General features: G+C 47.3%; 11 protein-coding genes. 5 read left to right on the forward strand and 6 right to left on the reverse strand.

The window, feature by feature from the left end; genetic code table 11:
• Positions 1-280 (forward strand): chromate transporter (locus Q5866_RS15750; protein WP_303181242.1); only part of this gene is annotated, 280 nt, incomplete at its 5' end.
• A gap of 48 nt (positions 281-328) precedes the next feature.
• Complete coding sequence (locus Q5866_RS15755) at positions 329-865, forward strand: chromate transporter (RefSeq protein ID WP_186976042.1); 537 nt, start codon at positions 329-331, stop codon at positions 863-865.
• Between the two features lie 94 nt (positions 866-959).
• Here Q5866_RS15755 and trxA read toward each other — a convergent pair whose 3' ends face one another.
• From trxA to purN, 6 genes are all read right to left on the reverse strand, one after another.
• Positions 960-1274 (reverse strand): thioredoxin, encoded by a 315-nt coding sequence (gene trxA / locus Q5866_RS15760; RefSeq protein ID WP_099291530.1) that lies wholly within the window; start codon positions 1272-1274, stop codon positions 960-962.
• A gap of 89 nt (positions 1275-1363) precedes the next feature.
• Positions 1364-5026 (reverse strand): DNA polymerase III subunit alpha, encoded by a 3663-nt coding sequence (dnaE, locus tag Q5866_RS15765; RefSeq protein WP_186976043.1) that lies wholly within the window; start codon positions 5024-5026, stop codon positions 1364-1366.
• 453 nt (positions 5027-5479) lie between these two features.
• The gene (locus tag Q5866_RS15770) at positions 5480-6715 is read right to left on the reverse strand and encodes an acyloxyacyl hydrolase (RefSeq protein WP_303181245.1); all 1236 of its coding nucleotides are present in this window, start codon (positions 6713-6715) and stop codon (positions 5480-5482) included.
• A 74-nt stretch (positions 6716-6789) separates the two neighbouring features.
• Complete coding sequence (locus tag Q5866_RS15775) at positions 6790-8196, reverse strand: MFS transporter (RefSeq protein WP_303181247.1); 1407 nt, start codon at positions 8194-8196, stop codon at positions 6790-6792.
• 89 nt (positions 8197-8285) lie between these two features.
• Complete coding sequence (locus Q5866_RS15780) at positions 8286-11501, reverse strand: S41 family peptidase (RefSeq protein ID WP_303181279.1); 3216 nt, start codon at positions 11499-11501, stop codon at positions 8286-8288.
• Between the two features lie 124 nt (positions 11502-11625).
• The gene (gene purN / locus Q5866_RS15785) at positions 11626-12195 is read right to left on the reverse strand and encodes a phosphoribosylglycinamide formyltransferase (protein ID WP_099291524.1); all 570 of its coding nucleotides are present in this window, start codon (positions 12193-12195) and stop codon (positions 11626-11628) included.
• Positions 12196-12366: 171 nt separating this feature from the next.
• Between purN and Q5866_RS15790 the strand changes: the two genes are divergently transcribed.
• From Q5866_RS15790 to rnc, 3 genes are read left to right on the forward strand one after another with little or no spacing between them, the layout of a single operon-like run.
• On the forward strand, positions 12367-12603 hold the full coding sequence (locus Q5866_RS15790; RefSeq protein ID WP_018337766.1) for an acyl carrier protein: 237 nt from the start codon (positions 12367-12369) through the stop codon (positions 12601-12603).
• Between the two features lie 15 nt (positions 12604-12618).
• Positions 12619-13863, forward strand: a complete 1245-nt coding sequence (fabF, locus tag Q5866_RS15795) for a beta-ketoacyl-ACP synthase II (protein WP_303181249.1) — start codon at positions 12619-12621, stop codon at positions 13861-13863.
• Positions 13864-13887: 24 nt separating this feature from the next.
• A complete protein-coding gene (gene rnc / locus Q5866_RS15800) occupies positions 13888-14628 on the forward strand; it encodes a ribonuclease III (protein WP_227216553.1) in 741 nt (246 codons plus the stop codon).
• The last annotated feature ends 79 nt before the right edge of the window (positions 14629-14707 follow it).

Genomic DNA, 14707 nt, shown 5'->3' on the forward strand with positions numbered 1-14707 from the left:
CTCCTTTATCGTGATCCTGCTCATTGCCATGATCTTTACAGACTTCAAGGATAACCCCGGTGTAGAAAGAGTATTCAAGGGAATACGTCCCGCCGTGGTAGCCCTCATCGCCGCACCTCTCTACCAAATGGGAAAATCTGCCGGAATCACCCGCAAAACCGTCATCATCCCTACCCTTGCCGCCCTTATCGTGTGGCAAACAGGAGTATCGCCCATATATATCATCATCGCCGCCATCGCGGGAGGCATCGCGTACGGAAAATTTATAAAGAAAAAATGAAAAACTTTACAAACCTTATAAACTTTATGAACCTTACGAACTGATTACATGGAAAACCTAGAACTATATATCAGCCTATTCATCACCTTCTTCAAAATCGGCCTGTTCGGTTTCGGGGGAGGCTATGCCATGCTGTCCCTGATACAACACGACGTGGTAGAAACACACCAATGGATCAGTGTCGCGGACTTCACGGACATCGTTGCCATATCCCAAAGCACACCGGGTCCTATCGCCTTCAATACCGCCACATACATCGGCTACACCGCAACGGGAAGCATCTGGGGTTCGGCAATATGCACGATTGCGGTCAGCCTGCCGTCGTTATTCATCATGATCACCATCTCCAAATTCTTCTTCATATTCCGGCAAAACAAATACGTCGACTGGGCAATGACAGGACTGAAAACCACCGTTCTCGGTCTGATCGGTGCCGCTGCCCTGTTACTCATGAACAAACAAAACTTCGTAGACTACAAAAGCTATATCATCTTCGCCATAGCTTTCCTTGCCACCTTCAAATTCAAAATGGACCCGATCCTCATGATCGTTTTGGCAGGAATCGCAGGATATATACTTTATTAAAAACAACCCTATAAGTAACAATCCACCAAGATCATAAATCGTAAATCATAAATCTCCAATAAAAAAACCGCCTTTCAGCGGTTTTAATATCTCATTAAAGCAATTTATTGATTTTGTCCACCAATGTAGCTTTAGGTACTGCACCAACTTGCTTGTCTGCAACCTGACCACCCTTAAAGAAAAGAATTGTCGGGATGTTACGGATACCATATTTAGCAGAAGCTGAACTTTCGTCCACGTTCACCTTAGCAACTACTATTTTACCCTCGAACTCTTTAGAGATTTCCTCAACGATAGGCAACATCATTTTACATGGTCCACACCATTCTGCCCAGAAATCTACTAACACGGGAACCTCTGCTTTCAGCACAACTTCCTCGAAATTTGAATCATTAACTGCAATAGCCATACTTCTATCTTTAAAGTTTATAATAATATTTTCATGCTAAAAGCGTTGGAGAATACTCGCGTAAAATCCAACGCTTCGACACGGCGAAATTAATTAATTTTCATTTTAATAGCATCATTATTCTCGAAATATTCGTACAATTCTCTTGAACGTCCTATCTTACAAGTCCTTGAAAACATCTTCACCCGATGCCCTGAATTATCATACAACACAAAACTTAATGGCAAATCTCCCTGCTCGTTCACGAACTGATTGTGTAACTCTGTCACGATCTCGTGCGTCAACTTCTCCACGTCCACCTGCAAAGTGATCGAGCGAATCAGATTCTCGCTAATTACGCTCAGCAAATCCATGCTCACCACGTTAAACGTCAGCTCCCCGGCTCCGCCCCACTTCTTCACCTGTACCCTGCCTTTTATATATACTGCCGTTTCCATGATAAAATAGTTTCTGAACTTGATAAAATCCTCCCCGAAAAACGGCAACTCGAAAGTTCCGCCAAAATCCTCGATCGTCAGTATCCCGAAATCATTCCCTTTCTTCGTTTTCCCTATCCGCATATTCACGATAATGCCCGCTATCGTCACGTCCCTGTCCTTGAACGGCGACAAATCCGTCAAACTATCCAGCGGCGTGCAAATCGCGTTTATCTCCAACTTATACGAATCCAAGGGATGAGAAGTTAGGTATATACCTATCAATTCCTTCTCCTTACGCGCCTTTTCCACGTCCGTCCACGGCTCGCACAACGGGATGGTCGGTTTCTTCACGTCGTACTCGTCCATTCCCCCGAACAACGTCGCCTGCATCAACATGCTATCCTGTTGCTTCTTTTGCCCGAAATTCACCAGATTTTCCAGAAAAGTCGTGTGACCGTCCGGCATATAAAAATACTGTGACCGATCCAACCCGAAACTGTCCAATCCCCCGGCTGTAATCAAGTTTTCAAGCGTCTTCTTGTTCACCGTCCGGTAATCCACCCGCTCGAAGAAATCGAACAAATCCTTAAACTCGCCTCCTTTCGTCCGCTCCTCGATAATCGAATCCACGGCTGCCAGTCCCACGCCTTTGATTGCCGCCATACCGAAACGGATATCCCCGTTATGGTTCACCGTGAAATCATTGTCCGACTCGTTCACGTCCGGCGCCAACACCTTTAATCCCATGCGCTTGCACTCGTCCATAAAAATCGTCACCTTCGTGATATCCGACAGGTTACAACTCAAGTTGGCAGCCATAAACTCCGACGGGTAGTGCGCTTTCAAAAATCCCGTCTGGTAAGCGATATAAGCGTAGCAAACCGAGTGCGACTTGTTGAACGCGTAAGAAGCGAAAGCCTCCCAGTCACCCCATATCTTCTCCACCAGCGGTTTGACCTCCTTGCCCACCTCCTTCGCGCCTTTCACGAACTCGGGATTAGCGTTACACCCGTCAAGGAATTGCGCCTTCAAAGCATTCATCGTGTCGATCTGTTTCTTACCCATCGCCTTACGCAAAGTATCCGACATACCTCGGGTAAAATTACCGAGAGCACGGGACTGCAACATCACCTGCTCCTGATACACCGTAATCCCGTACGTGTCCTTCAAGTAAGGTTCCATCATCGGGTGGTCGTACTCGATCGGAGCTTCCCCGTGCTTACGCTTAATAAAATCGGGGATATACTCCATCGGCCCCGGGCGATACAAGGCATTCATCGCCACCAAATCCTCGAAACGGTTCGGCTTCAAGGCACGCAAGTGCTTCTTCATACCCGGCGACTCAAACTGGAACAGACCGGTAGTATCTCCTCGCGAAAACAAAGCGAATGTTTCGGGATCTTCCAGCGAAATGGCATCCACGTCTATCGTCATATGTCTGGACTTCTTGATATTATCCAAACACGTCTTTATAATAGAAAGGGTACGCAACCCCAAAAAGTCCATCTTAATCAACCCGATCGGTTCCACGAAATGCCCGTCATACTGCGTCGTTTTCAGACTCTCTCCCTCCGTGTTCATAATCGGAATATGATCCGTCAACGGGTCACGACTAATCAAAATACCACAAGCGTGCACCCCCGTTTGCCGCACGGAGCCTTCCAAAATCTCCGCCAACCGAATTGTCTTCGCCACCAACGGGTTGGGTGAATCTTTCTCTTTCTCCAGATCGGGATTCTCCTTGTACGCCTTCTTCAATGTCATTTTCGGCGCCTCCGGAACCATCTTCGCCAGACGGTTCGCCTCCGACAAGTCGAGCTTCAACACCCGCGCCACGTCCTTGATCGCCATCTTGGCGGCCATACTACCGAAAGTAACGATATGCGCTACTTTATCTTCCCCGTACTTCTGTGTCACCCACTCCAACACCCGTTGCCGACCGTCGTCATCGAAGTCAACGTCGATATCAGGCAATGAAATACGATCCGGGTTCAAGAAACGCTCGAACAGCAAATCGTACTTCACCGGGTCGATATTCGTGATACCCAAACTATACGCCACGGCACTCCCCGCCGCCGAACCACGTCCCGGTCCCACTATCACCCCCATATCACGAGCCGCCTGTATAAAGTCCTGCACGATCAGGAAGTAACCCGGGAAACCCATGGTTTTCATGATATGCAACTCGAAAATCAAACGCTCCATGATATCCGGCGGAATCTCCTCCCCGTAACGCTTTTTGGCTCCCTTCATCGCCAACACCTTCAAGTAATCCGCCTCCAGTTTGATACGGTACAAACGATCTATCCCACCCAATTTCTTCACTTTCTTCTCCGCCTCTTCCTGCGACAAAACGACTTCGCCCTTCTCGTTACGGGTAAACTCGTCAAAAAGGTCCTGCGCCGAGAACTTCTCACGGTACTCCTCCTCGGTTCCTAACTCCGGGGGAATCGGGAATACCGGCATCAACGGGTCGGAATCCAACTTATACTCCTCCACTTTGTCCACGATCTCCTGCGTGTTCTCCAACACTTGCGGGATATCATGAAACAAAGCCTGCATCTCCGCCGTGGTCTTGAACCACTCGTGACGGGTATATCTCATCCGGTTCGGATCATCAATATCCTTCCGGGTATTCAAACAAATCAACAAATCGTGCGCCTCGGCATCCTGCTCGTTCAAGAAATGCACGTCATTCGTGGCGATCACCTTGATGCCCAACCTTTCGCCCATCTTCAGAATCTCGGCATTACACCTCACCTGATTATCGTACACCTCCGCCCTCTCTTTCGCCGATTCTGCCGGGTGACGCATCACCTCCAGATAATAATCCTCCCCCACCAAATTCTTGTACCACAAGGCCGCTTTATCAGCCCCCTCGATATCTCCCGCCATAATCTTCTGGCAAATCTCCCCTCCCAAGCAAGCGGATGAAATAATCAACCCCTCGTGGTGCTTTTCCAGAAGAGCCTTATCAATACGCGGGCGGTAATAATACCCGTCCACGAACGCCACGGAACACAGTTTCACCAGATTCTTGTACCCTTGCAGGTTCTTCGCCAGAATAATCAAGTGTTCCCCCGAACGGTCCACCGGTTTCTCCTTGCTATACAACGACACCCGTGCCACGTAAGCCTCGACACCCAGTACCGGTTTGATTCCTTTCTTCCTGCACAAATCGTAAAATAACTTCACCCCGAACATATTCCCGTGGTCGGTCAGTGAGATCGCCGGCATCCCGTCAGCAATGGCTTTATCTATCAATCCCGGAACACTCGCCGCCCCGTCCAAAATCGAATACTGCGAATGCACGTGAAAATGAGTAAATGGCATAAAAACTCCTCTTAAAAAATATAAGACAATCCCTCAATACATTGAACCTAAGCAATAAGATTCTTTGCATTTTCTTCAAATATCACAGGAACAAATATAATGAATATAACAACACGTACTCGTTAAAACAAGTTACTTTTTCCGAGTGTTTCTAACCAAACCTCTGAGAAACGATGAGAACAAGAAAGGAAGATCTTTCCATTACACACTGATTACAAGCACTATTCACACTTCAATAGTGCATCACTCCCGTATTATTTCCATGTAAAACGCTATTAGTTCCCTATTAAAACGCTATTAAAACCCTATATTACAATAGCGTTTTAATAGCTTACTAAAAGCTTACTAAAAACTTTACAAGCGGAATTGCACCGGAATTGATACCCTATTCATACTCTATTCAGAACTGTCTTAGGTAGTTCCTTGTCGTGAAAACAGCATTAAATCAAGATATTAAAAAGCGAAAGATTTACTATTAAGCCGGAAACCGATACCCAGCATCAAGAAGTTAGGATCATGAAAATCCCGAAGATTGTATCCCACGTGCAGAAACGAAGTTTGAGACATCGCGATTTTCAACGTGAGCATCTGGTAGAACATGCTCAAATCTCCTTTCCCGATAAAATTAGTCCCCAACCCGATTCCCACGGTGAAGAAAGGCATCACGTACTCCACGCGTCCGGAAATTCCCAACGCGAACTGCTCGCCAAGAGGCGGTCTGACAATCTGCGACTTATCTATCTGCCCGTACACGTCATACTCCGTGTAAAGGTTCGCACCCCCGTCATACGTGCCGTCAAGCGACATGCCAAATCGCAGTTTATACCCCGCGTTATACATAGGGGTAAAATTAAACCCGAACACCGGGTAAGATTCGGGAGAAGGCGAAAGTCCGTCGGCAGTCTTGATTCCCTGACTATGCCACGAACCGAAAAATACAAAATCATAGCTTACATGACGGCGAAAGGGGCGGCAAGAGGAAGCATCATTCGCTTGCAACGGCTTCAAGTCATCTTTCCGATGGAAATTACATTCCACCCCGAAATTCCCGCCGATCGTGTTCAGTCCCGCATTGGGGATCGCGGTATTACCATTGGAGAAGTGTGACACGGTAATGCCCGAAGTCAGACTCACACCCGGCGATAATTGCCAACGCAAATAAAAATTAGCATTAATATAGGCATTCACCTTCGAACCTATGATTTTATTATAGGGATTGTCGTACGTGTTGAAAGTCTTCCACCCCGCGGACAAACCCAGATTCCACTCGTAATGAAAAGACACCCGGGGCGAGAAGCGGGCAACACGAGCCCCTTGAAACAGATAGAATGCTAACGGGTCACCCAATAAGCGAGGTTCCCCGAAGGTATAATACCCGAAACCTATTCCTTGATAAACGTCACCATAAGCACGGGCGGCAACACTTCCCGGACGGTAACGGAGAAAATATTTCAAATGGTACGAGAAAGCACCCCGGATCAATTTCCCCTCCGGATTATCACCTTCTAAAAAAGAATGTGTCTGAAAAATATACTCCGGACGCACCTCCGCTTTCACTCCATGAACGAACTTACGCGAAGACAAACCGACCGTACTGTCGCGTTCCTGTCCATGCGCCCGCGGGGTTATCCCGACAAATATTATTCCCAGAAAAACAATCGCTCTCCAAATCCTTTTTGCATTATTCATACATCAACTCCATTCATTGCAGTCCACTATAACATGCCACAAATGTAAGCAAAATAGAAGTCCAAACTATCCCGTTAACTTTTTTTCTTGGCTTTTCCCCGCAACAATTCCGGTTCGGGCAAAGATACCCGCATGAAACTTACCACCGCGGCAACGAAGGCAAATATTCCGGCAAGATACAAGGAAGCATAAGTTCCGTCGACGGGAAACATGACAAACATCAACGCCACGAGGGAGGCTCCCGTGGTCTGCCCTGTCAGACGGGACATCCCCAGCATACCGCTGGCACTGCCACTCCGGTTTTGCGGCGCGGAGGATATTAATATACTGTTGTTGGGGGTTTGGAACAGCCCGAAACCAAAACCGCACATCGCCATAAACAAGGCGATTCCCACCCCGGAGACTTTATCCGCCAAAACTGCCAACAAGAACAAGCCTCCCGCGAATATCGACAAACCGATTCCGCCCAATAGCCCGGCATGAACCCGTTCGATCAGTTTTCCCGCCAAAGGAGCCGCTATCATGGTGGCCAAGGGCCAAGGGGTAAGCAATATTCCGGTAGCGACCTCGCTCTTTCCCAGCGTGTGCTGCAAGAAGAAGGGCAGAGATACCATTGCCAGCATCTGGGCAACAAACGAACAAATGGAAGTACCGACCGAAAGCGAGAATATCGGGATACGCAACAAATCGACAGGCAGCAAAGGATAAGTTTGCGACAACTGCCGCCGCACGAAAAAATAACCGATCACGAATACCGCCGCGATCATCGGGAGCAACACTTTCCAGTTCATATCGTGGGTGAATCCCTCGATAGAGAAAATCAGCAACCCGAAGGTCAGTGCATTCATGATACCGCTCTTCCAGTCGAACGTGCGTCCCGAGTCCTTCACCGGATTGGACGGAAGAAACTTGCACGACAAAATCAATGCCACGATCACGATCGGTACGTTGATCGCGAATAACCACGGCCACGAGGCAATGGAAAGGATTCCGGCGGCAATGGTCGGTCCCCCGGCTGCCGACACGGCAACGACCAAGGCGTTTATGCCCAATCCCCGCCCCAAGAAGCGACGGGGATAGATAATACGAATCAGAGTCGTGTTGACACTCGCCAACGCGGCAGCCCCGAATCCTTGGAAGACGCGGGCAACGGTCAGTTGCGTCAAAGAAGTAGAAAGAGCGCACGCCAGCGAGGTCACGCTGAATATCAGCAAGCCGGCAATATATACCCGCTTGTATCCCCAGATATCCCCCAAGGATGAGAGCGAGAGCAAGGACACGACTATCGCCAACTGGTACGCGTTCACGATCCAGATCGACATTGACGGCGTGGCATCCAAATCCCCGGCAATCGACGGTAACGCCACGTTGGCAATCGTACCGTCCAACACGGACACCGTGATTCCCATGGCAATCGCCAAGATTGCCCAATATCGCCTCGGGACGGGTATTCCGTCCCACTCAACCTCTTTTGTACTCATTTCTCTTTCAATTTACGCTACAAAATTACGAAATAAATCCAAGTTGGTTGCAAATTCGAGGTATACGGCTACATAAATAGCCTTTTATCCTACTTTTTCTTCCCGGACTTATCCGGGAAGGCGGGAATAGCCGGGATTTCTTTTTTCCCGGTTTTCAGTTTTTCGAGTATGATTCGGATGGCCCGGTTTAATTGCTCGTCATCACCCATGTATTCCAAGTAAGGATCGTTTTCCACGTCCACGTCGGGAGATACACCCCTACCCTCGATGATAAACTCGCTGCCGTCAGCGGCATACGGGGCATACGAGGGGGTGACGATTGAACCGCCGTCCACGACACGAATGGAGCCGCTATACCCGACAACTCCGCCCCACGTGCGGCGTCCCACGACGGTACCCAGTTTGTTGTACTTGAAACGATAGGGGAACAAGTCACCGTCAGAGGCCGAATATTCGTTTACCAGTAAGACTTTTGGACCGAGGAAGGTACCCACGGGATTCACGGCGCCTTGGGTTTGGTTCGTGTGCATGGTATAGAATGTCGGGGTACGCATCAGCCGCTCGGTAATCATAGGAGATACATTACCACCCCCGTTCCCGCGGTCGTCGATAATCAAGGCTTTCTTGTTCAACTGCGGGTAGTAATGCTTCACGAACTCGTTTAACCCGTCAACGCCCATGTCCGGGATATGGATGTAACCCACTTCGCCGTTGGTTGCTTCTGCCACCTTGCGGATATTGTTTTGTACCCAATTATAGTAGTATAATTTCGATTCGTCGGCAAGCGGGGTGACCAGCACTTCCCGGGCGTCTTTCTCGTCGGGAGCGGAGTTTACCTTCAGGGAAACGGTTTTACCTGCCATGTCGACCAGTTCGGAAAACAGGTTATCGACGTCCTTCAACGATTTCCCGTTGATAGCCAAGATATATTCCCCTTCTTTTACATCCACGCCCGGCATCGTCAACGGGGAACGGGTTGCTTCATTCCAGTTGGCTCCTTCGATAATCTTGGTCACTTGAAAATAGCCGGATTTGTCTTTCTTGAACTTGGCTCCCAGTAATCCCATTTTGATTCTCTCCGGGGCAGGAATCCGCCCGTTGACGGAATAAGCGTGTCCCACGTTCAACTCGGCGATCATCTCTCCTATGATATAAGTCAAATCCGTGCGGTGGTTGACGTAAGGTACCAATACCTTGTATTTTTCATACACGTGCTCCCAATCTACCCCATGCATATTCTTGGCATAGAAGAAATCACGCATTTGTCGCCAACTCTCGTTGTATATCTGCATCCATTCCTGATGGTAGTCGATTACTTTTTTCACGTCTTTGGTCGGTACCGGAGAACTCACCCCGGCGGACAGGACGGGAATATCCAGCACTTGGAACGAGGAACCGGAGAACGCGATTGCCTTCTTGTAACCGGGAGAAAATTCCACGTACCCACCCAAGTCGGATTCACGCTTGCTACCCATGTCAAAGTACATGGTTCGACCGCCCCGGTTGTAATATACCCGGTTACCGAGCATATGGACGTTATTATAATGATTGGAGGCAAGCACAGGCAATTCGACAAGGCGGTTGTTCAAGTTCGAGAAATCGTAAACCAATGCTTCTTCGGTCTTTTTATCTTTGACGTTTGTTCCCGTTTCTACCGGAACGACATCATTTTTCGGGGCAAAAGGCACCGGGGCGTTTTTTGCCAACGGCAACACGTACACTTTATTCATGTCGTTGTACACGTGATTCCATTCCGTACGGCTGTACGTGGGCGAAAAGGCACGTGCCGACACGAACACGAGGTATTTGCCGTCGTCACTGAAGTTGGGTGAACTTGAACCGAACCAGCCGTCCGTGATTTGATGCTTTTCACCATTTGCCACGTTATAAACAATAATATTATCCATGGCGGCTTCCGGACGCACGTAAGTGATGTATTTGCTATCCGGCGACCAATTGTAAGAAGTCATCGAACGGATACCCGATTGCTCCACGATCTCACGCTTGCCGCTTTCCACGTCGGAGATATTCAAGGTATTCCCTTTCTCGCTCCACATGATTTTCTTGGAGTCGGGCGACCATTTGTAGTTAAAGATATAGCTTTTCAATCCTTTAATTAATTTCCGTTCCTTACCCGTGGCGGCATCCCGGAGATAAATATTAAATTCCCCGTCTTTATCGGACACGTAGCTGATATATTTCCCGTCGGGAGACCAGCCTGCCTGCATATCATTCGCGTCCGACGAGTTGGTAAGGTTATAGGTGATTCCTGTTTTGGCAGGCAGCGAAAAAATATCGCCATGAGCGGCAACGACCATCCGTTCCCCACCGGGAGAAGTCGCCACGGTGGTAATCTGTCCGCTGACATCCGTCAGTTTCGGACGGGAATATACCTGATCGTTATCTACACGGATCGTGATTTTAGCCTCTTTTCCCGTCTGCAAGTCATAAGCATAGATGTAACCGCCCTGCTCGTAAACAATACGTTTATCCCCGATTGCCGGGAATTTTATATCATATTCCTTGTAGGAGGTAAGTTGTTTATCCTCTTTCGTGCTCACGTTGTAAGCGTAAAGATTCATCACGTTGTCCCGGTCGGATATATAATAAATCGTAGTCCCGTCGGGCGACCACATGGGGATGATATCCTGTCGCGCGTTATCGGTTATCTTTTCGGATTTCTTGGTAGCGAAATCAAACACCCGTATGTCATCAGCCATACCGCCTTGATAACGCTTCCACGCGCGAAATTCTCGCATGATATAGTTGTACGCCAGTTTTTTCCCGTCGGGAGAATAAGAGGCGAAACCACCGTTTTTCAAAGGCACCTCTTCAGACATTCCGCCCTCGACAGGTACCGTGAATAATTGTCCCGTGAAGTCATTGAAAGTATATCTCCGGGAACGATAGAGAATACGCTTACTGTCGGGAGTCCACCCGATGACGATATTATTGGGCCCCATGCGGTCACCCAAATCGTCCCGCCCCAGCGTAGCCGTGTAAGTCAATCGACGAGGCTCACCTCCTTCTACCGGGATCACGAATACTTCCGTGTTGCCGTCATACTGTCCCGTGAAAGCGATGTATTTCCCGTCCGGGGATATCCGGGGAAACATCTCGTACCCCACGTGGGACGTCAACCGACGTGCTGTACCACCCTCGGCTGACACGATATAAAGATCGCCCGCGTATGAAAATACCAACTTGTTCCCCACGCTATGCGGAAACCTTAATAATCTCGCTTCTTGAGCTTGCAGGATGAAGCCAATAAATAATAATCCCAGTAATACGGTAAATCTCCTCATCATAATTGAAAATTGAAAGTTGAAAATTGAAAATGAATTACACGATTGACAAACATTAAATTCCACAATCGGCAATTATTCAATTTAAAATTTAAAATCTAAAATTTAAAATTAGAAAGACTCTTTAGAGTTTTTCCAACACTTCTTTTATCACTCGCGGAAAATGTTCATATTCCAAGGCGTGTACTTTTTCCGCCAAGGTATCGGGGGTATCTTCAGGGGTGATGGTACATTTTGCTTGAAACAGGGCAGCCCCCTCGTCATAGTGACCGTTCACGTAGTGGATCGTGATGCCGCTTTCTTTTTCTCCCGCCGCGATGACGGCATCGTGCACGTGCATGCCGTACATTCCCTTACCGCCGTAAGAGGGTAAAAGCGCCGGATGGATGTTGACGATCCGGTCGGGATAAGCCTCGATAATAGCGTCCGGGACCTTCCACATGAAGCCCGCCAACACGATAAAATCGATCTCCAGACGCCTCAACTCGTTTATTACTAAGTCGGAATGATAAAATTCATCCCGGTTAAACACGAAGGAAGGAACCCCCAATCGTTTCGCCCGTTCCAAAACGTACGCGTTCGGTTTGTTACAAAACACGATTTTCACGACATTTTCGGTGTCGTTTTCGAAATAATTAATGATGTTTTCGGCGTTAGAACCTGATCCAGAGGCAAATATTGCAACTTTTTTCATCTTGTAATCTATTAAATATCAAACGCATAAAGATAAGCAAGAGTTTATTCATGCCAAAAAATTTTCTAGGAAAAATAAATTCTCTAACTTTGCGCCCGAACTTAGAGAGTTATGACGTCTGTTATAGACGTTAGTGTGAATTTAAAAAATGTCTAATTAAAATTTAATGTTATGTCTGACATTCAAAACAGAGTTAAAGCTATCATCGTTGATAAATTAGGAGTTGACGAATCAGAAGTTACACCGGGTGCAACTTTTACAAATGATTTAGGCGCTGACTCTTTGGATACAGTAGAGTTGATCATGGAATTGGAAAAAGAATTCAATATTACTATTCCGGACGATCAAGCCGAGAAAATCGCTACCGTGGGTGACGCGATTGCATACGTTGAAGCTAACGCTCAATAATTTAATATTGATTTTATGAACCTCAAACGAGTAGTAATAACTGGTCTTGGTACTATCAACCCTTTAGGTCACAATGTGGCTGAATTTTGGGAAAACTTGAAAGCTGGCGTCAGTGGCGCCGGTCCTATTACTCGTTTTGATGCATCTAAATTTCGCACGCAATTCGCTTGCGAAGTTAAAAACTACGAGCCCACGGAATACTTCGATAAGAAGGAAGTCCGTAAAATGGATCTTTACAGCCAATTCGCTCTGATTTGTTCCAGAGAGGCTGTGAAAGATGCCGGACTCGATTTCTCGCAAGAGGACAGAAAGAGAATCGGAGTAATCTGGGGAGCAGGTATCGGGGGATTGGATACATTCTACGAAGAATGTAAAACATTTGCATTGGGAGACGGCACACCCAGATTCAACCCATTCTTTATACCCAAGATGATTGCTAACATGGGCGGAGCTATGATCGCTATAGAAGAAGGTCTGAAAGGCCCGAACTACACGACCGTATCAGCCTGTGCTTCATCCGCACACTCGTTAGTAGATGCATTAAATCTTATCCGGTTAGGAAAAGCAGACGTGATCATTGCCGGTGGATCGGAAGCAGCCATTACCCCCCCGGGAGTAGGCGGTTTCAATTCCATGAAGGCTTTGTCTACTCGCAATGACGACCCGAAAACGGCTTCCCGTCCTTTCGACGCGGAGCGTGACGGTTTCGTGATTGGCGAGGGTGGTGCTTGCCTGATCGTGGAAGAGTACGAACATGCTGTTAAAAGAGGTGCCCATATCTACGCCGAACTCGCCGGCGGTGCTTCAAACTGTGATGCCTATCACATGACGGCTCCCGATCCGAACGGAGAAGGTGCCGGTGACGTGATGTTGCTCGCCGTAGAAGATGCCGGACTTACCACGCGAGACGTTGATTATATTAACGTGCACGGGACGTCAACCGGGTTAGGAGATGTGGCAGAACCTAAGGCCATTCAGAGAGCATTTGGAGAACACGCTTACGAGTTGAACATCAGTTCTACCAAATCAATGACAGGACATTTATTAGGCGCCGCCGGTGCCTTGGAGGCAATCGCTTGTGTCCTGGCTGTGAAAAACGACATTGTACCCCCTACCATTAATTTCAGCAATCTCGATCCGGAACTGGATCCGAAGCTGAATTTCACGTTCAATAAGGCTCAGGAAAGAAAAATCAATGTAGCCATTAGTAACACTTTCGGTTTCGGAGGTCACAATGCTTGCGTAGTGTTTAAAAAATAATCACTAACTAAAAACATTTGGAAAGTGATTAGTAAAATAATTCAATCCATAAAACTTTATCTTCATCGGAAAGAAAAGTTTTATGGATTGTCTATTACAGAATGGGGTTTTATACCCGGCAATAGAGGCTTATACACCTTGGCATTGCTGCATAAATCGGCATCAAGATACACGAAAAGCGGAGCTGTCCTGAATTACGAGCGATTGGAATTTCTGGGAGACGCCGTTCTGGGAGCTATTGTCGCTGAAATTCTATATAAATTCTTCCCCAACAAAGATGAAGGTTTCATGACCCGCTTGCGTTCCAAGATCGTGAGCAGGGAATCGTTAAACATCATCGCTATCAAAATGGGATTGAGCGAAGAGGTTATCGCCAAATCGGATATTTCCAAAAACAAACACATCTACGGGGATGTATTCGAGGCTTTCACCGGGGCAATCTATCTCGACCAAGGTTACGATAAGACAAAAGCATTTATCGAGAATTATATTTTCCCTCATTACGTGAATTTGGAAGACCTCGTTTACGTCGATAAGAATTACAAGAGCCGCCTTATCGAATGGGCACAGAAACAAAAAGCAGACCTTAAAATCGACACACTGGAAGGAAACGCCCGTCGCTCGAAATTCATCTGCACGATTACTATCGGCGAAACTATCATGGCACGAGGCGTGGGAGCATCCAAAAAAGAAGCGGAGCAAAACTCCGCCGAAAAGGTTATCCAAAAACTCCAAGCCGAAGCGAATGGAGAGATTGAAATCTAATTCATTTACGATTTATGATTTACAATTTATGATTCCATTCTTCATGAATCTTAAATCATAAATCAAAAATCGTCAATTT

The organism is uncultured Butyricimonas sp. (assembly GCF_959596855.1).
In the GTDB taxonomy this organism is placed as follows: domain Bacteria; phylum Bacteroidota; class Bacteroidia; order Bacteroidales; family Marinifilaceae; genus Butyricimonas; species Butyricimonas muris.